Annotated in this window: 19 protein-coding genes; 7 read left to right on the forward strand and 12 right to left on the reverse strand. The window is 39.9% G+C overall.

From position 1 onward, the window contains the following. Positions 1 to 31: 31 nt before the first annotated feature. The 6 genes from brnQ to ABE41_RS15990 form a co-directional block, all read right to left on the reverse strand. Positions 32 to 1342, reverse strand: coding sequence for a branched-chain amino acid transport system II carrier protein (brnQ, locus tag ABE41_RS15965; RefSeq protein WP_066292427.1), 1311 nt, complete (start codon positions 1340 to 1342; stop codon positions 32 to 34). 190 nt (positions 1343 to 1532) lie between these two features. Next, complete coding sequence (locus ABE41_RS15970; protein WP_066292430.1) at positions 1533 to 2066, reverse strand: YhcN/YlaJ family sporulation lipoprotein; 534 nt, start codon at positions 2064 to 2066, stop codon at positions 1533 to 1535. Positions 2067 to 2187: 121 nt separating this feature from the next. Continuing rightward, complete coding sequence (locus tag ABE41_RS15975; protein WP_066292432.1) at positions 2188 to 2802, reverse strand: DedA family protein; 615 nt, start codon at positions 2800 to 2802, stop codon at positions 2188 to 2190. A gap of 131 nt (positions 2803 to 2933) precedes the next feature. Further along, entirely contained in the window at positions 2934 to 3449 is a 516-nt protein-coding gene (locus ABE41_RS15980) for a GNAT family N-acetyltransferase (RefSeq protein WP_066292434.1), read from the reverse strand. Between the two features lie 2 nt (positions 3450 to 3451). After that, entirely contained in the window at positions 3452 to 4366 is a 915-nt protein-coding gene (locus ABE41_RS15985; RefSeq protein WP_066292437.1) for a Nif3-like dinuclear metal center hexameric protein, read from the reverse strand. After that, on the reverse strand, positions 4367 to 4795 hold the full coding sequence (locus tag ABE41_RS15990) for a GNAT family N-acetyltransferase (RefSeq protein WP_066292441.1): 429 nt from the start codon (positions 4793 to 4795) through the stop codon (positions 4367 to 4369). Between the two features lie 74 nt (positions 4796 to 4869). On the opposite strand from ABE41_RS15990, the gene ABE41_RS15995 reads away from it, so the two are divergent. Beyond that, a complete protein-coding gene (locus tag ABE41_RS15995) occupies positions 4870 to 5181 on the forward strand; it encodes an MTH1187 family thiamine-binding protein (RefSeq protein WP_066292446.1) in 312 nt (103 codons plus the stop codon). A 142-nt stretch (positions 5182 to 5323) separates the two neighbouring features. Here ABE41_RS15995 and ABE41_RS16000 read toward each other — a convergent pair whose 3' ends face one another. Together ABE41_RS16000 and ABE41_RS16005 are read right to left on the reverse strand one after the other, a co-directional pair. Next, a complete protein-coding gene (locus ABE41_RS16000) occupies positions 5324 to 6889 on the reverse strand; it encodes a flotillin lipid rafts scaffold protein FloT (RefSeq protein ID WP_066292448.1) in 1566 nt (521 codons plus the stop codon). A gap of 15 nt (positions 6890 to 6904) precedes the next feature. Continuing rightward, positions 6905 to 7438, reverse strand: a complete 534-nt coding sequence (locus ABE41_RS16005) for an NfeD family protein (protein WP_066292449.1) — start codon at positions 7436 to 7438, stop codon at positions 6905 to 6907. Positions 7439 to 7666: 228 nt separating this feature from the next. Here ABE41_RS16005 and ABE41_RS16010 point away from each other — a divergent pair, with 228 nt between their 5' ends. After that, positions 7667 to 8347 carry a DNA alkylation repair protein gene (locus ABE41_RS16010; protein WP_301336191.1) on the forward strand — a complete coding sequence of 227 codons (681 nt, stop codon included), beginning with the start codon at positions 7667 to 7669 and terminating at the stop codon, positions 8345 to 8347. A 21-nt stretch (positions 8348 to 8368) separates the two neighbouring features. On the opposite strand, the gene ABE41_RS16015 is transcribed toward ABE41_RS16010, so the two are convergent. Next, positions 8369 to 9133 carry an STAS domain-containing protein gene (locus tag ABE41_RS16015; protein ID WP_066292454.1) on the reverse strand — a complete coding sequence of 255 codons (765 nt, stop codon included), beginning with the start codon at positions 9131 to 9133 and terminating at the stop codon, positions 8369 to 8371. 227 nt (positions 9134 to 9360) lie between these two features. Between ABE41_RS16015 and ABE41_RS16020 the strand changes: the two genes are divergently transcribed. From ABE41_RS16020 to ABE41_RS21115, 4 genes are all read left to right on the forward strand, one after another. After that, the gene (locus ABE41_RS16020) at positions 9361 to 10653 is read left to right on the forward strand and encodes a homoserine dehydrogenase (RefSeq protein ID WP_066292457.1); all 1293 of its coding nucleotides are present in this window, start codon (positions 9361 to 9363) and stop codon (positions 10651 to 10653) included. Between the two features lies 1 nt (position 10654). After that, complete coding sequence (gene thrC, locus ABE41_RS16025; RefSeq protein ID WP_066292460.1) at positions 10655 to 11713, forward strand: threonine synthase; 1059 nt, start codon at positions 10655 to 10657, stop codon at positions 11711 to 11713. After that, positions 11714 to 12631: a homoserine kinase gene (gene thrB / locus ABE41_RS16030; protein ID WP_066292462.1), complete on the forward strand. Its 918-nt coding sequence runs from the start codon at positions 11714 to 11716 to the stop codon at positions 12629 to 12631. 86 nt (positions 12632 to 12717) lie between these two features. Further along, on the forward strand, positions 12718 to 12861 hold the full coding sequence (locus tag ABE41_RS21115; protein ID WP_156774291.1) for a hypothetical protein: 144 nt from the start codon (positions 12718 to 12720) through the stop codon (positions 12859 to 12861). A gap of 206 nt (positions 12862 to 13067) precedes the next feature. Here the strand turns inward: ABE41_RS21115 and ABE41_RS16035 are convergent, their stop codons facing one another. The 3 genes from ABE41_RS16035 to ABE41_RS16045 all read right to left on the reverse strand — a co-directional run bounded on the left by ABE41_RS16035 (position 13068) and on the right by ABE41_RS16045 (position 16682). Further along, complete coding sequence (locus tag ABE41_RS16035; protein ID WP_066292464.1) at positions 13068 to 14246, reverse strand: glycosyl hydrolase family 18 protein; 1179 nt, start codon at positions 14244 to 14246, stop codon at positions 13068 to 13070. Positions 14247 to 14501: 255 nt separating this feature from the next. Next, complete coding sequence (locus tag ABE41_RS16040; protein WP_066292466.1) at positions 14502 to 15290, reverse strand: 2-phosphosulfolactate phosphatase; 789 nt, start codon at positions 15288 to 15290, stop codon at positions 14502 to 14504. A gap of 156 nt (positions 15291 to 15446) precedes the next feature. Next, on the reverse strand, positions 15447 to 16682 hold the full coding sequence (locus ABE41_RS16045) for an aminopeptidase (protein WP_066292472.1): 1236 nt from the start codon (positions 16680 to 16682) through the stop codon (positions 15447 to 15449). A gap of 604 nt (positions 16683 to 17286) precedes the next feature. On the opposite strand from ABE41_RS16045, the gene ABE41_RS16050 reads away from it, so the two are divergent. Next, positions 17287 to 19674 carry an immune inhibitor A domain-containing protein gene (locus ABE41_RS16050; RefSeq protein WP_172827370.1) on the forward strand — a complete coding sequence of 796 codons (2388 nt, stop codon included), beginning with the start codon at positions 17287 to 17289 and terminating at the stop codon, positions 19672 to 19674.

Raw genomic sequence — 19674 nt, forward strand, 5'->3', positions numbered from 1 at the left:
GAAGGATTCGCTCCTTCTGCATCGTTTTTATTTAAGTTGAAAATATGATAATTCTTCCTCTGATCAAAGCAATAATAAAACCAACAACAGCTCCTATAATTGCTGGTATCAGCCATCCGATTCCATCGGCATACAAAGGAATATGGGAGTAAATTTGATCGATCGTCCCTAAGTTCATGCCAAACGCTTTTAAGCCATCAGCAATGGAAACGAATGCCGTTGCAATGATTGAACCAAGATACACTTCCTGGCGCCCTGAGAATGTGTCATGGAAGAACGATAGGATAATAAGCACAATAGCTACAGGATAGATTGCTGTTAGGACTGGAACAGATATGGTGATCAACTGGCTAAGACCAACATTCGCTACTCCTGCACTAAAGATGCTTAATACAAGAATTACAAGTTTATAAGGGAGCTCCGGAAACATTTTATGAGCAAATTCGCCCGTAGCTGTTACAAGTCCAACAGATGTTGTTAAACAAGCAAGTGCCACTGCTAACCCTAGTAAGAGGTTCCCCGGCTCTCCAAAAAGCTGAAAAACTACATTCGTTAAGATCTGTCCGCCATTCTCCGATTTACCAAGAGTCTGGCTTGTTGCGCCAAGATATGCAAGGATACCATAAACGCCTGCTAAACATACAGCGGCAATGACACCAGCTTTTATAACCATCTTCGTTACATTTTCTTTTTTCATGCCTGGTTTTTTTACGGCAGAGATTACTACGATTCCAAATGCTAGAGCACCAAGCGTATCCATCGTTAAATATCCATCCATGAATCCTTTAACTAGTGGGCTGCTCTTGTATTCTGGTGCTGCCTGTCCAAGTTTTCCTACAGGTGTAATTAGCGCTTTTACAAGTACGGAACCAATAATGAATAGCAATAAGGGCGTTAAAATATTCCCGATCCGATCCACTAACTTAGAAGGATTTAACGCAAGCCAATACGTAATTGCAAAAAATACAACTGTAAAAAGAAACATCGGCAATCCTGTATTCATTCCTTCTGGAAGGAAAGGCATTGCAGACATTTCAAATGCTACTGTACCGGTTCTTGGAATACCAAAGAACGGACCAATCGCTAAATATAATATTATTGCAAAAACTGTTCCAAATAAGGGGTTAACGCGCTCAGTAAGTGTTTGCAGTCCCCCGCCTGCTCGTGCTAGTGCTATAACACCTAAAAGAGGCAGTCCAACTCCCGTTATGAAAAAGCCAGCCATTGACTGCCAGACCATTTCTCCTGCTGCCTGCCCCAGTGCTGGCGGAAAAATCAAATTCCCTGCTCCAAAAAATAACGCAAACAACATTAATCCCACTGAGAGTGTTCGTTTCTCCATGTTGTGTGTTCCTCCTCTGTGACCATTCAAAAATATCTATTTTTATCGAAAAATGTCGAAATAATTTAAATTCCATATGTATTTGTAACACGATTAGCGATTGGAGTCAATATTCAGATATAATGAATTTTCTAACAAATTATAACAAGAGTTAAGGACTGAGAAATTTCTCAGTCCTTTTTCTTCATTTTTAACGGTCAGTCGGGAAAATACGGCGAATTGTCTCATTGAATTCTTTAACGAATCCTGAAACTGGATTACCTTGGTTGATTTCATCCGCATAGCCATTCATTCTGTCAATAAAGTCAGGGTTTGTGGAAACAAAAACATCATTGATGTCTGGGTCTGTGTTACGGACTGCATCCCCGATTTTTTCTTCTGTCTCTTTTGTAAGCTTCATGCTTTCGCCGCCTTCAAGCTTAGCAGCTACATAAGCATTATCATCAGTTACGATAACAGTAGCATCCTCAACTTCTTTTAAATCCGTTACTTTATCTGCAGCTTTGTCTGCAACATCCATACGAGCATTCTCGTCGTATTGGTTGTCCGTACCCATGTTCATATCCATGTCCATGTCTCGGTCTGCACGATTATCGTAGTTCACTTCTGTCATGTTATCGCGTGCTTCTTCACCCATGTCTTTATCGTTATTATTCATCCCGCAAGCTCCAAGGAAAGAAGACAGCATAACTGCCATAGAAGTAACTAAAATTGTCTTTTTCATTCAGATGACACTCCTTTGTTAATATTTTTTGACTGTCATCTTATAAAATTTGTAGGTATGAGGGAAAATATACATGGCCACAAGTTTTAATAAAAAAACGCCCCTATTAAGGGAGCGCATTTTATTTAAACCATTCATTTGAGTATGTGCTTTTATTTTTCGGCTTGAAGATCAGCCAAGCAATTAAACATAGTGCAAGCAGAGAGAATGCGTAAATACCGATTTTATGAATAACATCCATCACAATGTACCAGCGTCCTGCAAGCTGATAACCGATTAAAATGAAGAATGAACACCAAAAAACAGCACCAAAGTATGCGTAGATAGCAAACTGTCTAAATTTTAAAGAATACATGCCGGCAAAATAGGCAGTAAGATGCCTTACGCCAGGGACAAAATACCCAAAGAACAAAGCTGTTTTTCCGTATTTCGAAAAGAAACGCTGTGTTTTATTTATTTTTTCATCGGAGATCCCAATTTTAGGACCTAATTTATACAATAATGGCTTTCCGCATACCGTTCCAAAATAATAGCTTCCCGTAATTCCTGTTAGCGCTCCCAAAAATGCACTTAATACAGCGGGTACCATAGGCAAGTCGCCAGCAAATATAAAATAACCGACCGTAGCTAAAAGAATCTCATCCGGGATCGGTAATCCAATAATGCCAAGAGCTAATAATAGAAAAATACCGAAATAGCTATATTGATAAATAATATTTATTAAGTCAAATTCCATGACGTCACCAACTTCTTTTTTTACACCTTCTACCATTGTAACGATAATATGGGGTATTTGGAAAGAGGAAAACAAAAATTGTTAAGAAAATGTGTCTATCTTAACATATGCAAATTTGGACGAGATGGACACTATTCTAAAATTAACGACATATCTCGCCACGCATAACATTCCTCATATAGTTGCTGGTTCCCAATTGTAATCAACTCTTCATCTATCTTTTTCCCGCCAAGTGAAATATATGCTTTTTTTGCAGAATTATCTTTTAAAACCCACACGATCATACTTTTTTTCCCTTGTTTTACAAGCTGATGACTGAATTTTTTTATCAATTTAGTTCCATAACCTTTTCGCTGAACTTCTTTTTGCAGATAGAAAGCATAAATTTCACTATCATAAGGATGATCAGAACGAATACGGCCTCCTGATATAAAACCGCAAATTCCTTTTTGACCATCCTCCAAAACAAAAACAGTATGAGACGGACCTTGTGAAAGCCATTCCTTCCATCTAAGATTCCTTACGTCGATTGACATTTCTGACAGATAATTAGAATCTACTAATCCCTTATAGGATGCCTGCCAGCTTCGCACCTGAACTTTTGCTATTTGTGAGGCATCTTTTACTTCAGCATGACGAATTTTCATTTCTAAACCCACCACTCGTCTTGAGGAATCAATGTAACTGGCAACTTAAATTGTTCCTCAAACCATGGTTTCAGTTGTGTGGCATGAACTAAATATTCTGATGCGGCATGTGAAACACCGATTAGACTCATAGTCGTTGTTTTACAGTATTTTTTCATTTCATCAAATTTTTTCTTGCCGTAAACATTATCAATATGGCAATGTATTTCACCCGTTATGTACGCCTGGGCTCCGAGTTTTTCTGCTTCTTGCATCGCATAAACTTTGTCTCCGCAGCCTGCAGCAATTGCAACTTTCGTTATAGAAGAATGAGATTGTCCCTCTACATCTGCGTATGGGATTTGGAAGATGCTTTTTGATTTTTCAATGAGATCCTCAGTATTTGCAGCTGGGATTTCACAAATTACTCCGCAAGCTCCTTTTTCATCTTTAAAAAACTCAGCCACAACTTTGGCACCATATGCTTCTGCCATCGCGTCACTTGTACTGATCGTTCTCGAGTAATCTAGGGGAACGTGAAGAGTAAACACAGATAATCGTTTTTCTTTTATTTGTGAGATAAGGTCCGGATTGATCGGAATAAAACCCTTCCCCCAAGCGCCTCTTGGATCGCCGCATTCCATCACGAGCGGATGATGCATAAATAGAAGGTCTCCCGGGTTGCTGTGCTCAATAAAATGCGCAAGTACTTCTTCTGTTGGGAATACAGCTAAGAATATGCGTCCGACTTCCTCTTCACCTTTTAACATAAGTCCATTAAACAATTGATTGAACTGCGCTTCGAATACTTCACGCCAATTGAATTTAATAGGATCATAGACCATTGGAATAAAACGGCTGAACGCCGGGTCTGCACCTATTTCTCTGTATCGGAAAAGTTCATCTATTGCTTCATCTATTTTTTGTAATTGTGCCATTTAACCTTCTCCCCTCTTTCCTATAAAATAAATAATCTCTGGATCACCTTCATCCAGATTGTCTATAAAACCGCTTTTAGTAAAGCCGTTAGCTTCAAATACCTTATGCATAGCATCATTTGATTGATTAGTAGATGAGAAAAGCTTTTCTGTCGATGAAATATCAGCCATATGTGACAGCAGTGAACTCGCGATTCCCCTTCTTTGGAAAGAAGGCTTAATCATGATCAATGAAATAAAACAGCATTCGAAAAAGGATGTATGGTAGATTAGAAAACCAGCCAGCTCTGATTCTTCGAAGACTAACAAACATCTACTCTGGCCGATGGCTTCTTCTATTTCTACTTTTCTTCGGTCTGTTCCTATCATTTCTTTATCTAATAAAACGATATTTTCTAAATCTGTGTTTTTCGCCTTAACTATTTTCATTGTTTTCCCTCTTTCATTTTTTGTTCTTTTCCTCACATTTGCTACAATATGAAAAAAGAACAGGAGTTGAGAAAATGCCTATCGCAGATATTACAATCATTCCAATCGGTACTGAAACCCCAAGTGTAAGTTCCTATGTAGCAGAAATACAAAAGGTACTTCAACGAAATGAAGGTAAAGTAAAATATCAGCTCACACCGATGAGCACATTGATCGAAGGTGAGCTTTCCGATCTTTTTGACGTGATCCAGCAGCTTCACGAAGTTCCATTTGCAAATGGCATTCAGCGGGTTGCTACAAATATTCGCATCGATGACCGCCGCGATAAAAAATCAACGATGGAAGGTAAATTGCAAGCGGTTAAGGATCAGCTGAACCGCTCGTAAATCTTAGGAACCGCTCGTTCAGCAATCATAAACTCCGCTGAACGAGCATAAATCCCCGCTATCGAGCATAAATCTTCATATTTAGAAAAAAGCTTACTCGCGACGGGCATTTCCAGCCCGCTAGAGTAAGCTTTTCTTCTATTTATTCTCCTTTAGAAGATGTTACTTCTGCTTTTTCTTTCGTTCCTGCAGCGTTTGGTTCTTTTTTAGCAAATTCGATGCGAAGGTCGTCAATACTTTGACGAACGTTTCCTTTACCTGAGAAGTTTTCCAGCATTTCTTTTACATCGATCCCAGAGGAAGCTTTCAAGGATTCTTGCAATGTGGACATCAAGTTTGTTGCATATCCCGTAATGCGGTTGGCTCCGCCGTTTTCACCGCCGCCTGTATCTACGACAGTGATCTTATCGATATTAGATAGTGGTGCTGCAACCTGTTTCGCATATTCCGGAAGCATCTTGATCATCATATCCATCATTGCCGCCTGGCCGTATAGCTCGAACGCTTCTGCGATCTTTTGCTTCGCTTCCGCTTCTGCAAGACCCTTTAGACGGATAACTTCAGCTTCAGATTCCCCTTTAGCACGTTCTGCTTCTGCTCTTGAAAGACCGTCGAGTCGAACTTTTTCCGCTTCTGCTTTTGCCATTGCTTCTACACGGTACTTATGCGCATCAGCTTCTGCAACCTGCTTGCGTTTATCCGCTTCCGCCGATTGCTCAACTGCATATCTGTCTGCATCGGCTTTCTTCTTCACTTCTGAATCATATTGTTTTTCACGACGCAGAATTTCTTTTTCTTCAAGCTCGATCTGCTTTTGACGCTCGATGATCTTAATCTGCATCTGCTCTTCTGTAACTTGTTGTTTAGCGATTGCTTCTTCTAAATGATACGCCTGGTCAGCACGTGCTTTTGCAACATCTTGTTCGCGACGGTATTCGGCTACCTTCAACTGATTCATCTTTTCAGCTTCCGCTACTTCTGTCGCGCGTCCTAACTCGGATTGTTTAGCTTCTTTATCTGCTTCTGCGCGTTTGATGCGCGTTTCTTTTTCAGCCTCTGCCATTGCCATATCAGCATCACGCTTGATTTGTGCAATACGCGGCTTACCGAGTGCATCAAGATAACCGTTTTTGTCACGCAGGTCCTTAATAGTAAATGAAACGATGATTAATCCCATTTTTGCTAGATCCTGTGAAGCAACACGCTGAACTTCTTGAGAAAACTTCTCACGGTTTTTATAGATTTCTTCAACAGTCATGGAACCTAGAATCGAACGCAAATGTCCTTCTAACACTTCACGTGCTTCGTTTTCTCGATCTTCTTTTAACTTTCCTAAAAACTGTTCCGCAGCTGTTGCGATTTCACCGATTGAGCTTCCGACTTTGATGATTGCCGTTCCGTCAGCCATAACGGGAACACCTTGTTCTGTATACACTTCTGGCGTTTGAACATCCAGTTTGCTCGTTAATAAACTAAGAGGTTTTGCTTGCTGGAACACCGGCAGAACGAACGTACCGCCTCCGCGTACAATTTTGATTCTGTTGCCTGACTCATCGATATTCACGTTTTTGCTTCCCAAGAAGCTTCCTGTTACGATCAATGCTTCATCAGGACTTGCTGTACGGTACTTTGTAATAAAAACACTAATAAGAGCAGCTACTAGAAATACGGCAATCCCAATTACAATAAATAATGGCGAAAAACTCATGAAATCCCCTCCAGATTAATGAAAATATGTTTGTTCTACTTGCTCATAACGCATAACCGATACGACACCTTTTTGAATATCGATAATTAAAATCTTCTCACCTTGCTGAATCGGTTTGTTATCCATGCTTACAGCGGTCTTTGAGATTCTTCCGCTTATTCCTTCTATTAATATCTCTCCAAAACCATCAGCCGGAACAGATGTAATGACTGTACCTACTCTTCCTTTTAAATCCTCATCCCGATAAGCCAATGATTCTTCTGCCGATCGAATAGGTGTTAAAACAAATACATTTAAAAGGGTTACGAGTAAAATGGAAAGCAGACAGCTGAACACAAGGATGAACCAGCTATTGATTCCGGTCATAACCTCCAGCAGGTAACCAGAAGCGCTGCCGATTGTAAAGAAAGAAAGAATAAGTGCAGGATGCAAGAATTCCATTGCTGCATCAAGCATGTCACCAAAAAGAATATAAACGAACGTGATACATCCAAAAACGATGAAACTTCCTAAGTATATAGTTGATAACGGATACCCGAACAGTTCCATGGCCATCTCTCCCTATCCCTTTATTGAACGATTATTTTTAAATAACAAGCCCCCCATGTCGAATTTCTTTAACCATATCAAAAAGAACAAGAAAAAAATGTAAGATTTTGTCGACAGTAATATAAATTCCAATATTGGTTTTATATGTAAATTTACGGATAACTAAATAAAAAGTTTCAGTTTGTTAAGAATTTTTTGTATACTTTTGTTAATGAGAGGATGGGATATATGTATACAGAAGATTTGTGGATACATTTGAAAAAACATGAGAACAAAGAGGATGCTATTCCTATGAAAAAATACATGAGGGATCAGTTTGAATTCTTTGGCATGCGTTCACCAGTTCTGAAAGAAAGCTTTAAAGCTTTTATTAAAGAAAAAGGACTTCCTCATCCTGAAGAACTGTCTTCATTTTTAAATGAAGCGTGGGCTAAACCTGAACGTGAAATGCAATATGCGGGGCTAACGATTGCTGACAAGCTAAAAAAGCATATGACGAAGAGCGACATTGAATGGATTGAATATATCATTGTAAATAAAAGCTGGTGGGATACCATCGATCACATAGCTAAAAACATTGCGGGTTATTATTTTAAAAAGTTTCCTGAAGAAATCGTTCCTGTAACAGAGCGATGGATCGCAACGAAAAATATTTGGCTGATGAGGTCAGCTATCCTGTTTCAATTGGGGTATAAGGAAAAGACTGATAAAGAGCTTATGGCACATATTATTAAAGAGACGAAATATGAACAAGACTTCTTTATTCGTAAAGGCATCGGCTGGGCATTGCGTGAATACGCAAAAGTTAACGAGGACTGGGTGTGGGAGTTCGTACATTCGGAGGAATTAAGTCCGCTTTCTTATAAAGAAGCCATCAAAAATATAAACAAAACAAAGCAGCCGTCCTGATTAACGGCTGCTTTTTCATGTTCATGATGGAATTCCTAATTTAGAAACAACATATCTTATCGCATTACGGAATGACACAAAGGATTTTTGATCTGTATCAATACCAAGAGCAACCATGTTCTTAACCATGTCTTGCTTAAATCCGCAATAAAGGACTTCAGCTCCCATTAATTCAACCGTAGTTGTCAGCTTCTGAATTTCCTGGCCTAAGTCAGGATCTTCTACCGTCGTAATTCCTGAAAAATCTATGATGACATATTCGGCATGATAATTTAAACATTCGTTTAATAATTTGCTCGTCAGGTTTTCCATTCTTTCAAATGTCATCTCACCGATAAGCGGTACGAGGAGTGTATTTTCCGCTATTGTCGGCAATATTGGAGTAGATAATTCATTGATTAGCGCTTTTGTTTTTTCCTTATCTTTTTCAAGCTCGGTAATATCCCTCCAAGTCAGGATAAACCCGAGTTTTTCTTGTTTGACAATCAGTTCCTTTACAACCAGTCTTGCAACAAATTTATTAAATAAGACAAGCTGCATGTCGATTGGAAAATCACCTTTTTGAAGCATTTCTTCTTTATAAGAAGGATTTTTATGAAAACGGGCAATCGGAGTGCCGATAAGATCTTCCGCTTTATCTAATCTAAAATAAGATTTCATGGATTCAATAAGTTCTTTTCCAGATTCATTCATCCAAGAAATCTTATAGTCTAAATCTATAATAAAAATATTCTCTTCTAAACAATTAAGTGTATCCGTAATGGTATCCTCTAAATGGTAAACCATAAAAACTATCCCCTTCTCTCATTTCCTGTATCTATCATATCCGAGTTCGACAAATTCTTCTATAGAATCCCTCTATATTCTCAGGTTTTCCAGCACATTCTACAAATCATGTAAGCGCTGTCTTAATCTTTACAAAAATATCTGTTGTAACCTGCCTCAACACCATGTAAAATGTCCCTATCAAACATACAAGTGTATTTCTCAGAAAAACATAAGGGGTGGATGAAATGGTAAATCATGTTTCTGTAGGACTTTTAGGATTAGGTACAGTTGGTAGCGGTGTCGTTAGAATGATTGAAGGTAATCGTGAAGGGCTTCAGCATCGTGTTGGCTGTCCGGTTTATATTGAAAAAATCTTAGTTCAAAACATCGAAAAAGAGCGACTAGTAGCAATAAAAAAAGACTGGCTGACACAGCAGCCAGAGGAAGTACTAGAAAACCCCGATATTCATGTAGTCATAGAAGTAATGGGAGGCATCGAGCTTGCCCGCGAATATATCACGCTTGCACTGCAAAACAAAAAACACGTGATCACAGCAAATAAAGATCTCATGGCACTTCATGGAGCTGAACTACTGCAAGTTGCTCAGCAAAACGGATGCGACCTTTTCTATGAAGCAAGTGTTGCAGGGGGAATCCCTATTATCCGATCACTCGTCGACGGACTTGCATCTGACCGTATTACAAAAATGATGGGGATCGTGAACGGTACAACGAATTATATTCTCACAAAAATGGATAAACAGCAGCGGAATTATGAAGAAGTTCTAAAAGAAGCACAATCACTCGGTTATGCAGAAGCCGATCCTACTTCAGATGTTGAAGGGATTGATGCGGCGAGAAAAATGGCTATTCTTTCAACGCTCGGGTTTTCAATGCATATCCATCTTGATGATGTAAACGTAACTGGTATTTCGAGAGTGACACAAGAGGATCTCGAATATGCGAGACAATTTGGCTATACGCTTAAACTCATTGGCAACGCAAAGAAAGATAACGGAAAAGTGGAGATTAGTGTAGAACCTACGCTGCTGCCGGATTCTCATCCTTTAGCAAGTGTGCAGAATGAGTATAATGCCGTTTATGTGTATGGAGAATCTGTCGGGGAAACTATGTTTTTTGGACCTGGTGCCGGCCAGCTTCCAACAGCAACATCCGTCGTTTCAGATCTAGTTGCTGTAGTCAAAAATATGCGTTTAGGTGTAAACGGAAAAAGCGCTGTTGCCCCGCAATTTGATAAACAATTAAAGCAGCCTGAAGAAATCGATGGAAAATTCTTTTATAGACTGCATATTAAAGATGAAGCAGGCGCATTCTCGGCAATCACTTCCCTCTTCGCACTTCATGAGATCTCTTTGGAAAAGTTAATCCAAAGTCCTGTTGATGAAAAAGGTGTTGCGGAAGTAGTAATCGTCACTCATGGCACGAACAAGCAGCAAGACAACCGGGTGTACAATTTGCTGCGTGATTCAGATGTTGTTCAGGAAATTAAAAGTCACTACAGAGTGGAGGGAGCTTAACATGCATTGGAATGGATTGCTTCATCAATATAAAGAGTACTTGCCTGTAAATGACGACACCCCCTTGCTTTCTTTAAATGAAGGTCATACACCTCTTATTCCGTTAGATCATCTCTCAAAGGAATGGGGCATCAATTTGTACGCGAAATATGAAGGCGCCAATCCAACAGGTTCCTTTAAAGACCGGGGTATGGTGCTTGCTGTTGCCAAAGCGAAAGAAGCTGGCAGCAAAGCGATTATCTGCGCATCTACAGGCAACACTTCAGCAGCTGCTGCAGCATACGGAGCCCGTGCAGGTTTGCGTTGTATCGTCGTGATTCCAGACGGAAAAATCGCCCAAGGGAAGCTCGCACAAGCCAAAATGTACGGAGCTGAAATTTTTGCCATCCAAGGTAATTTTGATGAAGCGCTTGAAATGGTTAAACAAATGAGCGAAGAAGAAGGCTATACACTTGTTAATTCTGTAAATCCATTCAGATTAGAAGGTCAAAAAACAGCAGCCTTTGAACTTGTTGATTCTCTCGAAAAAGCGCCAGACATTCTCGCGATCCCTGTCGGAAACGCAGGCAATATAAGTGCATATTGGAAAGGGTTTAAAGAATACGATTCGGTAAAGGCGTCAGGTCTGCCAAGAATACATGGCTTTCAAGCTGCAGGGGCCGCGCCCATTGTAAATGGCAGCGCCGTAAAGAATCCAGATACGATTGCAACAGCTATCCGAATCGGCAACCCTGCAAGCTGGCAGCTGGCGACTGCAGCTCTAGATGAGTCAGGCGGTATAATCGACAGTGTAACAGATGAAGAAATTTTAGAAGCTTATCAGATGCTCGCTTCAAAAGAAGGTGTATTTGCAGAACCAGCTTCCTGCAGTACAATCGCAGGATTATATAAACAGCATAAGCAAGGACTCTTGCCAAAAGGAGCTTCTATTGTTGCCGTTTTAACTGGCAATGGATTGAAAGATCCTGATATTGCATTAAAAACTGTTGCGCAAGAACCTGTTGTAATTCCCAATGATCTTAATCAATTACGTCAGCAGCTGAAAGGATGTGTTGTTTAAATGAAGCTTGATGCTTTTTCCATTCATGTACCCGCCAGCACTGCCAACCTTGGTCCAGGCTTTGACTCTGTCGGGCTCGCACTTAATCGTTATTTATCTGTTCATGTTCAGCAAGCATCAGAATGGAAAACGGTTTTTTATGGCGAAGAACTGCAATCTTTAAATGGTGAAGAAAAGAATTTAATCATCCAAGCTGCTCAGTTTACAGCTAAACATTTTCATAAAGACCTGCCTCCATGCAAACTGGAGGTTGAGAGCGGATTTCCGCTTTCAAAGGGCATGGGAAGTTCTGCATCCGCAATCGTTGCTGGAATTGAGCTGGCTAATACCCTTTTAAATCTGCAGCTATCAAAAAAAGAAAAAGCACTGTTAGCGAGCTCTATAGAGAAACATCCTGATAACGTGATACCCGCTATTTATGGCGGGCTGACAATCAGCTTTTATAATGGAAAAAGTGTCGAAACGGTCCATGTTCCTGACGTTGCTGTTGAAATGATTGTCGCGATACCTGATGACGTTCTGCATACGAAAGATTCACGAAAGTCATTGCCGAATCTTCTTCCTTTTAATAAAGCGGTTGAAGCAAGCGCAATCAGCAATGTTCTCGTTGCTGCTTTAATTAAGAATGACTGGAAAAAAGCTGCAGATATGATGAATCGCGATCTGTTCCATGAACCATTCCGGACGAAAAACATTCCTTTTTATTGTGAACTAAAAGAAAAAGCAGTATCACTTGGAGCATATGGTGCAGCGATCAGCGGGTCTGGTCCTGCGATCGTGTTTTTTACACCTCATCAAAAAGCAGCTTCTATAACAGAACAGCTTTCATATATGTATCCTGATTATCTTTTCGAAACGGTTTTCCCTGACAGAAAAGGTGCAGTGGTAAATAAGTCTTTATCGGCAGCTGCCTTATAGGACTTACGTTACTTTTCCTTCTAATCGCGTTTTGTTTCACAACAGCGTGGTAAAGGACTATATCAAATCCTTTAGGAGGGATAAAAGTGACAGAAGAAAAGAATGAAACGTTGAAAGAAAATTTCAAAGAACAGGAAAAAAAGAAACAAGAAAAAGAACAAGCGAAGTATGATCATACGAAACGAATTCCGAATGAACAGAACAGGATGATTGATACTCAGAAAAGATAAGGGGATTCATAAATTGATGTTGTGTCACATATATATAACAATTTGTGGATTGATGGGAAAAACTCGTTGATTTAAGACAGATATTTTTGGATTCAGCACCAAAATTTGTGGAATCAAAGCTAAAACTTTTGGATTCCCTATCTAAAATTACCTGAACATAACAAAGAGGCCGACTAAAATCCATTAGTCGGCCTCTTTATAGTTTATTATTTTTTTGCAATCTGGAATTCATCACGTAATAGGGTCCAGTTTTCAGGGAATGGTTCCCCAAGCACCCAATACGCTAGTCCTCTAAGCTTATATTGTTTTACAAGCTTATTTTTCGCCTCGGCACTTTGCTCATTTTCAAACCAGACAACATGTTCTTTTCCTTTATCGTCTTTATAGTTAAAAAACGGAGCTTGTGCTTCGTTATCATATTTTACAGAAGCCCCTTCTTTTAAAGCTAAGTCATGAGCTTCAGCAGGAGCAATGCGCTTCGCAAATTTATTTCCTTTTTTATATGGAAGTGTCCAGTCATAGCCATAAAGCGGTGCGCCCATAATGATTTTTTCAGGCGGTATAACAGACACCGCATAATCAACAACTTTCTTTACTTGCGGAACAGGTGCTACAGCCATTGGAGGTCCGCCAGACCAGCCCCACTCGTAAGTCATGAGGACAACAAAATCAGCCAGTTCTCCATGGCGCTTGTAATCATGTGCACCATGCCAAGGTCCTTTTTGTTCATCACTTGTTTTTGGAGCAAGTGCTGTAGAAACCTTGAATCCCTCTTTTTGTACTTGAGGAATAATCGTTTCTAAAAATCCGTTATATAGCTCACGGTCTTTTTCTTTAATATGTTCAAAATCGATATTCAGCGCTTTATAGCCTTTTTGTTTCATCGTGCTGATCACACTGCCAATAAGTGTTTTAGAAGCTTGTTTATTAGTAAAAATGTTATGTGCGATCTCTGGAGAAAAGTTGCCTTCTGCGAAGTTCGTTAAGACCATCATAGGCATCGCACGTGTCTTTTTGATTTCTTTAAGTGCAGCCCAGTCTTTGATCGGCTTTAAGGTACCATTTTTATTGACTTGGTAACTGAAGAAAGCGATATAAGTAAGGTAGTTTTCTGCTTCTTTAACATCTTTAACCGATTGCTTCGCTTCAAGCGGCTCTAAAAAACCAAGTGTTTCAATCTTTGTTTTTCCGTGTTTGATCTCAGCTTTAGATGTATCCTGCTGTGTCTTTTTTGGTGAATTAATTTGTTCAAGCCGAGGACTTTCTCTTGTTTCATTGCTCATATTCTTCGGTGCGGCTTCACTCTCTTTCATTTCATTAGAGCCGCCGCCGCAGCCGGCAAGTACAATCGTGAACGCCGCGAAGAGCGCGACTAACTTTTTCATACATAAACCTCCTCTGTTTTCGTTATTTTTCCATGAGGAGGTCAGTTATATTCTTAATTTTTTTAAAAGAAAGGCTGCTTTCGGAAACTTTGTAGTATTTGAAAGTGGTTGAATTCCGCTCCAGGATGCTCGCTTTCCGCGGGGCGTGCGGTGATCCTCCTCTGCGCTTTGCGCCGATAGGAGTCTCACCTGTCACCCTGATCCTGCTAGAGTCTCGCACCTTGCGCTCCAGTCAACTTCAACGAAGTCAAACTTTCAAAAAAGGGTCAAAGAATTAGATGGTTCAAAGCTGATAAATTTATTTCCAGATAAAGCGGGTACTATAGTACTGGAATTCAATTGCAGGCAAAAATCTACATCCTTCGCAAAACCACGTTCTGCTAATTCTCTGCCGCTGCCGCATTTTCTTATTAAATTAGATAGCTCATGCTTTGATCCTTGATATGCTTGTTTGCAAACGAAAACTTCAGGAGATAAAGAGCCATTGAGTGATGAGATAATGGCTCCTGCTCCTAAATAATCTTCAATCGCCGGTCTTAGTTCATTTTCATCGGCAGAAGCTTTTTCCCAGCGTTCGCCGCAAGCAATAATCGTAATTGGTTTTCCAATCTTTTTTTTCATTTCTAAAGCTGCTTCTGCAACAGCTTGTGCGTTTCGTAAAGAACCCAACAGGAGCGCAGGGACTTTTTTGGCAACTTCCACACACGCAGCACCGTTTAGAGAACAAAGCACATACGATTTTCCGCAATCATCTGCTGTGAAAGAGTTCGGTGAGAGTGAATGTTTACCCGTTTCAATCGCCTCTGCTCTTCCGACAACAAGCTCAGCACCGAGCTGATCTGCATACTTTTTTGCCTTCTCATTAATAGGTGGAGGAAAAGGATAAATGACGGCTTCATTTTCCAGAGCGGCTATTACAGTTGAAGAAAAACTTAATACATCAACAATGATTAAAATTTCCTCTCTTTTTGCCGCTTCCCTCGCTCCTCTTATTCCCCACTCCAATTTAATCTCATAAGGCGATTGATCAAAAAATGTATTCATTTTATAACCTCCTTAATTTCTTGCTAAATAAAGCTTAACGAAAAAATCAAAAAAGAAATAGACTGTTTTTCTAAAATTTGGTATCCTGTTGATTGAGGTCTGCCTATCAAAAATTGTCCGTAAAAAAAGACTCCAGTCATTGGAGTCTTTTTATCTTTATATCGCCCAGTTTCCGTTTTTAAATAGCGGAATGCGTTTGCCATCTTCATATTCTGCTTCAATTTCAAGGTCAGCAGAACCGATCATGAAATCAGTATGGCCGCGGCTGTGATTAATTTCTTTCTCTTCCATCTGTTCAGGTGTAAGGTTCCCTGCATCTTTAACAGACATTGTGATCGAAGTACCAATTGCCAAGTGACAAGAAGCATTCTCATCATACAGTGTATTGTTAAAAATGATGCCTGAGTTCGAGATAGGCGAGTCATAAGGTACAAGAGCTACTTCTCCCAGATACCCCATGCCGTCATCGATGCTAAGCAGCTGTTTCAGTGTATCGTATCCCTCTTCTGCAGTAAATTCGACCACTTTCCCATCTTTAAACGTTAGACTGAAGTTATCGATGAGGTTCCCCATAGCCGACAAAGGCTTAGAACTTGATACTTTTCCATTTACACCATATTTTCTAGGCGTAGTGAACACCTCTTCTGTTGGCAGGTTAGGAATGTAGTAAGTACCGAATGTAGAATTGTGTCCTCCTCCAATCCACGTATGGTCAGGATGCAAATCAATGCTTAAATCTGTGCCTTCTGATTTATAATGCAGTGTTTTAAATCTCTGCTCATTTAAGTAATCTACTTTTTCTGAAAGTGTTTTAACATGCTCTTCCCATGCCGCAACTGGATCCGCCTGGTCTACACGAACGGTTTTAAAAATCGCCTCCCATAATGCTTCAACTGCTTCTTCTTCATTTTTTTCAGGGAATACAGATTTTGCCCAGCCTGCTGTCGGTGCACCAGCAATCGCCCAGTGCATATCACCTCTAAGCTGGCCAGCTGAAAAGGCTTGCAGCTTTTCCCCTCTATTCTTTTGAACGAACATCATACGCTCTGAAGGAACACCTTTATATGCGTTCGGGTCATTTCCAGTTACCATCAAGAAACAATCGTGATTTTCTACAAGACTGTTATATTTTTCGATTTCCCAAGATTGAAGGTCATCTTTCAGTACTTCTTCCTTCGCGCTCGTATAATGAATACGGTTGGTTTGGGTATCAACCCAGTCCACCATCACTCTATTACAACCGTTCTCATAGGCATGTTTTGTTACTTTACGAGTAAATTCTGCAGCTTCGATTGGAGAACTAATTAATAACTTTTGCCCCTCTTGCATGCTTAATCCAACTTTCACAACAAGTTCAGCATATTGATCTAATTTTTCTTCAAATGTCTTCATTAAATTTCCCCCTCCAGTTAGTTCAAATAAAAACGACTGATAAGTTTATAATATACATTATAAAGTAAAAAGAAAATTTAGACTAATTAAAACTAAAAAAAGAAACACTTTTTTAATCGCGGCTCCTGCTTATACATCTCTATGATTTTTTGTTTAATACAAAACCTATATGTGAGAGCGCACTCTCTAAGTTACTAGTAACTGATTTTGGGTGAATAGAAATTGACAATGTCTTTGACCGACCTTTCATGAATGCGCTCTATTTCTGTATGTACTAAAACTCCACCCTACTATTTTCACTACTTTATTAAAATAAAACACAATAGTAATCTAATTTTTAAATAATTTTAGTTTATCTTACGTAATCCAAAAGCCCTATCAAAAAATAGCGTTAAATTCGGTTATTATATATTTTTTCTTAAATTTCGACTACTTCAAAATAGTCCCTTTAATAGTAAAATATCCTCATTTCAAAGGAAAAACAAGGGATATATCACCTATTCTAGATTTCGACATGACGTGGTAACATTTTGAATATGCGGAATTATTCGACAATAGTCATTGTTGATTTCAGGCCGTGAAACTACTTCTAGGGGGGATTTTAGTGAAAAAGGGAAAATGGGTTTCAGCAGCCCTTGCAGCGATGTTAAGCTGCAGCACTTTTGCAAGCGTAAGCGCCGCACCTGTCAATGTTCTGTCAGATGTCAAGGCATCGTCAGTCGAGGAAAAAAGCCATAAACATACGGGTGGTCCATTCGATTTAGCAGTGGCCAACGATGAAAGATTAATAGAAATGCTCAAGAAGAACGGACAGATTTCAAAGAATGCAAGTGAAGCCGAAGCACAAGCAAAGCTTCAGCAGTTTTTGAAGAACAAACAAGAGCATGCTGAATCTCTTCCAAAAGGAGAGCTTGAAGATGAGCATGCTAAAACTGATGAAAAAGGACACAAGAAGCATAAAAAAGATGGACTAAAGCATGGCAAGAAAGGTAAAGGCAAAGACATCAAGCCGGTTGAAGAAGAAAAATGGAATGGCGGCCAACGTGTTGATAACGTTCTTGTACTTCTAGTAGAGTATCCTGACTTTAAGGCAAACGATATCGCACCTGAAGAGACAGATATGCATTATGATGAATACTTAAAAGAACACTATGAAGATATGATTTTTGGTGAAGATGGCTATGAAGGTCCAAATGGCGAAGATCTAGTTTCAGTAAAAGAGTATTATGAACAGCAATCCGGCGGCAGCTATTCGATCACAGGTAAAGTTGGCGGCTGGTACCAGGCACAACATCCTGCAGCGTACTATGGTGGAAACGTGCCTGACCCAGACGGCAGTGACGCTAAGCCGCGGGATCTGGTTAAAGAAGCATTAACTGCTGCAGCTAATGATCCAAACATTGATTTAAGTGAGTTCGACCAAGAAGACCGCTATGACTTGGACGGAGATGGAGATCTTCGTGAACCAGATGGATTAGTGGATCACTTAATGATCGTTCACTCTAGTGTTGGTGAAGAAGCTGGCGGCGGTTCTCTAGGTGGAGATGCTGTATGGAGCCATCGATGGAATTTAGGAGGTATCTTCTCTATTCCAGAATCTCCATCTCCGGAAGTTGACTACTGGGGAGCAGATACAATGTATGCTTACGACTATACAATCGAACCCGCTGACGGAGCAGCTGGCGTATTCGCACATGAATATGGCCATGACTTAGGGCTGCCTGATGAATATGACACACAATATTCTGGATCTGGTGAGCCTGTAGCATATTGGTCGATCATGTCTAGCGGAAGCTGGGCTGGGGATATTCCTGGAACTGAGCCTACTGGATTCAGTGCATGGTCGAAAGAATTTTTACAATCTAGTATGACTGAGTCAAACTGGTTAACAGGTGAAACGTATCATCTTGATGAATTAAATCCTAAAGGTACTGAAATTCTTTTAGATCAAGCCAATACAAAAGGAACGAATAACGACGCTGTTCGTGTAGACCTTCCTCAAAAGGAAACGGTCGTTAATACTCCTTTCAGCGGTGATTATGAGTACCATAGCGGAAAAGGCAACAACCTGAATAACTCAATGGTAACTTCTCTAGATTTAACAAATGCAACATCTGCAGAGCTTACTTTTAAAACTTGGTATCAAATTGAACAAGATTGGGATTATGCATCCGTTCAAGTACAAGAAGAAGGCACTGACACTTGGGTTTCAATTCCTGGTAATTTAACAACAGAAACTGATCCGCATGACCAGAATCCCGGACATGGTATTACAGGTAACTCTGATGGATGGGTTGACGGAACATTTGATCTTTCATCTTATAAAGGTAAAAAGATTAATGTGAAACTGAACTACTGGACAGATGTTGCTGCTGTTGAACCTGGTTTTTATGTAGATGACGTAGCAGTTAATGTTGATGGCACTCAAACACTGTTTGATGATGCTGAAGGTGAGCCTGTGTTTACTTTAGAAGGTTTTAAGAAAGACCAAGGTAAATTCTACTCTGATCACTACTATCTATTAGAGTGGAGAAATCATGAAGGCGTTGACGAAGGTTTAGCACATATCCGCCGTGGCGACAGCTTGATGAAATACGATGGCGGATTGGTAGTTTGGTATGTTGATGACAGCTACAGCGATAACTGGACAGGCTTCCACCCTGGTGAAGGATTCTTAGGAGTCGTTGATGCAAACCAGGAAACACTAAAATGGAGTGACAACTCTGTAGCATCCGCTCGTTACCTCGTACATGATGCAGCGTTCAGCAAGAAAAAGAGCGGAAAAATGTTCCTTGATTATCGTGAACTGCTTGGATTAACGATGACAGATAAGAACGTTAGTCCAAACCCTAAGTTTAACGATAAACAAGATTACAGCAACCCTGGCAATCCACATGCTGGCCGTAATGTACCGACTTACGGACTTCAATTTGAAGTAGTTGGTTCCAGCAAGGACGATACAGTAGGAAAAATTAAGATCTCTCGCAGATAA

The sequence above is a fragment of the Fictibacillus arsenicus genome, from assembly GCF_001642935.1.
GTDB lineage: Bacteria > Bacillota > Bacilli > Bacillales > Fictibacillaceae > Fictibacillus > Fictibacillus arsenicus_B.

What these genes read in the sequence shown, in the direction of transcription:
- ABE41_RS15990 (WP_066292441.1), bottom strand. Translation starts at nt 4,795, where the DNA reads ATGAAAATAGTTAAGGCGAAAAACACAGATTTAGAAAATATCGTTTTA.
- ABE41_RS15995 (WP_066292446.1), top strand. Translation starts at nt 4,870, where the DNA reads ATGCCTATCGCAGATATTACAATCATTCCAATCGGTACTGAAACCCCA.
- ABE41_RS16010 (WP_301336191.1), top strand. Translation starts at nt 7,667, where the DNA reads ATGTATACAGAAGATTTGTGGATACATTTGAAAAAACATGAGAACAAA.
- thrB (WP_066292462.1), top strand. Translation starts at nt 11,714, where the DNA reads ATGAAGCTTGATGCTTTTTCCATTCATGTACCCGCCAGCACTGCCAAC.
- ABE41_RS15985 (WP_066292437.1), bottom strand. Translation starts at nt 4,366, where the DNA reads ATGGCACAATTACAAAAAATAGATGAAGCAATAGATGAACTTTTCCGA.
- ABE41_RS15975 (WP_066292432.1), bottom strand. Translation starts at nt 2,802, where the DNA reads ATGGAATTTGACTTAATAAATATTATTTATCAATATAGCTATTTCGGT.
- ABE41_RS15980 (WP_066292434.1), bottom strand. Translation starts at nt 3,449, where the DNA reads ATGAAAATTCGTCATGCTGAAGTAAAAGATGCCTCACAAATAGCAAAA.
- ABE41_RS16040 (WP_066292466.1), bottom strand. Translation starts at nt 15,290, where the DNA reads ATGAATACATTTTTTGATCAATCGCCTTATGAGATTAAATTGGAGTGG.
- ABE41_RS16035 (WP_066292464.1), bottom strand. Translation starts at nt 14,246, where the DNA reads ATGAAAAAGTTAGTCGCGCTCTTCGCGGCGTTCACGATTGTACTTGCC.
- ABE41_RS16015 (WP_066292454.1), bottom strand. Translation starts at nt 9,133, where the DNA reads ATGGTTTACCATTTAGAGGATACCATTACGGATACACTTAATTGTTTA.
- ABE41_RS16005 (WP_066292449.1), bottom strand. Translation starts at nt 7,438, where the DNA reads ATGGAACTGTTCGGGTATCCGTTATCAACTATATACTTAGGAAGTTTC.
- ABE41_RS16045 (WP_066292472.1), bottom strand. Translation starts at nt 16,682, where the DNA reads ATGAAGACATTTGAAGAAAAATTAGATCAATATGCTGAACTTGTTGTG.
- brnQ (WP_066292427.1), bottom strand. Translation starts at nt 1,342, where the DNA reads ATGGAGAAACGAACACTCTCAGTGGGATTAATGTTGTTTGCGTTATTT.
- thrC (WP_066292460.1), top strand. Translation starts at nt 10,655, where the DNA reads ATGCATTGGAATGGATTGCTTCATCAATATAAAGAGTACTTGCCTGTA.
- ABE41_RS16000 (WP_066292448.1), bottom strand. Translation starts at nt 6,889, where the DNA reads ATGAGTTTTTCGCCATTATTTATTGTAATTGGGATTGCCGTATTTCTA.
- ABE41_RS15970 (WP_066292430.1), bottom strand. Translation starts at nt 2,066, where the DNA reads ATGAAAAAGACAATTTTAGTTACTTCTATGGCAGTTATGCTGTCTTCT.
- ABE41_RS16020 (WP_066292457.1), top strand. Translation starts at nt 9,361, where the DNA reads ATGGTAAATCATGTTTCTGTAGGACTTTTAGGATTAGGTACAGTTGGT.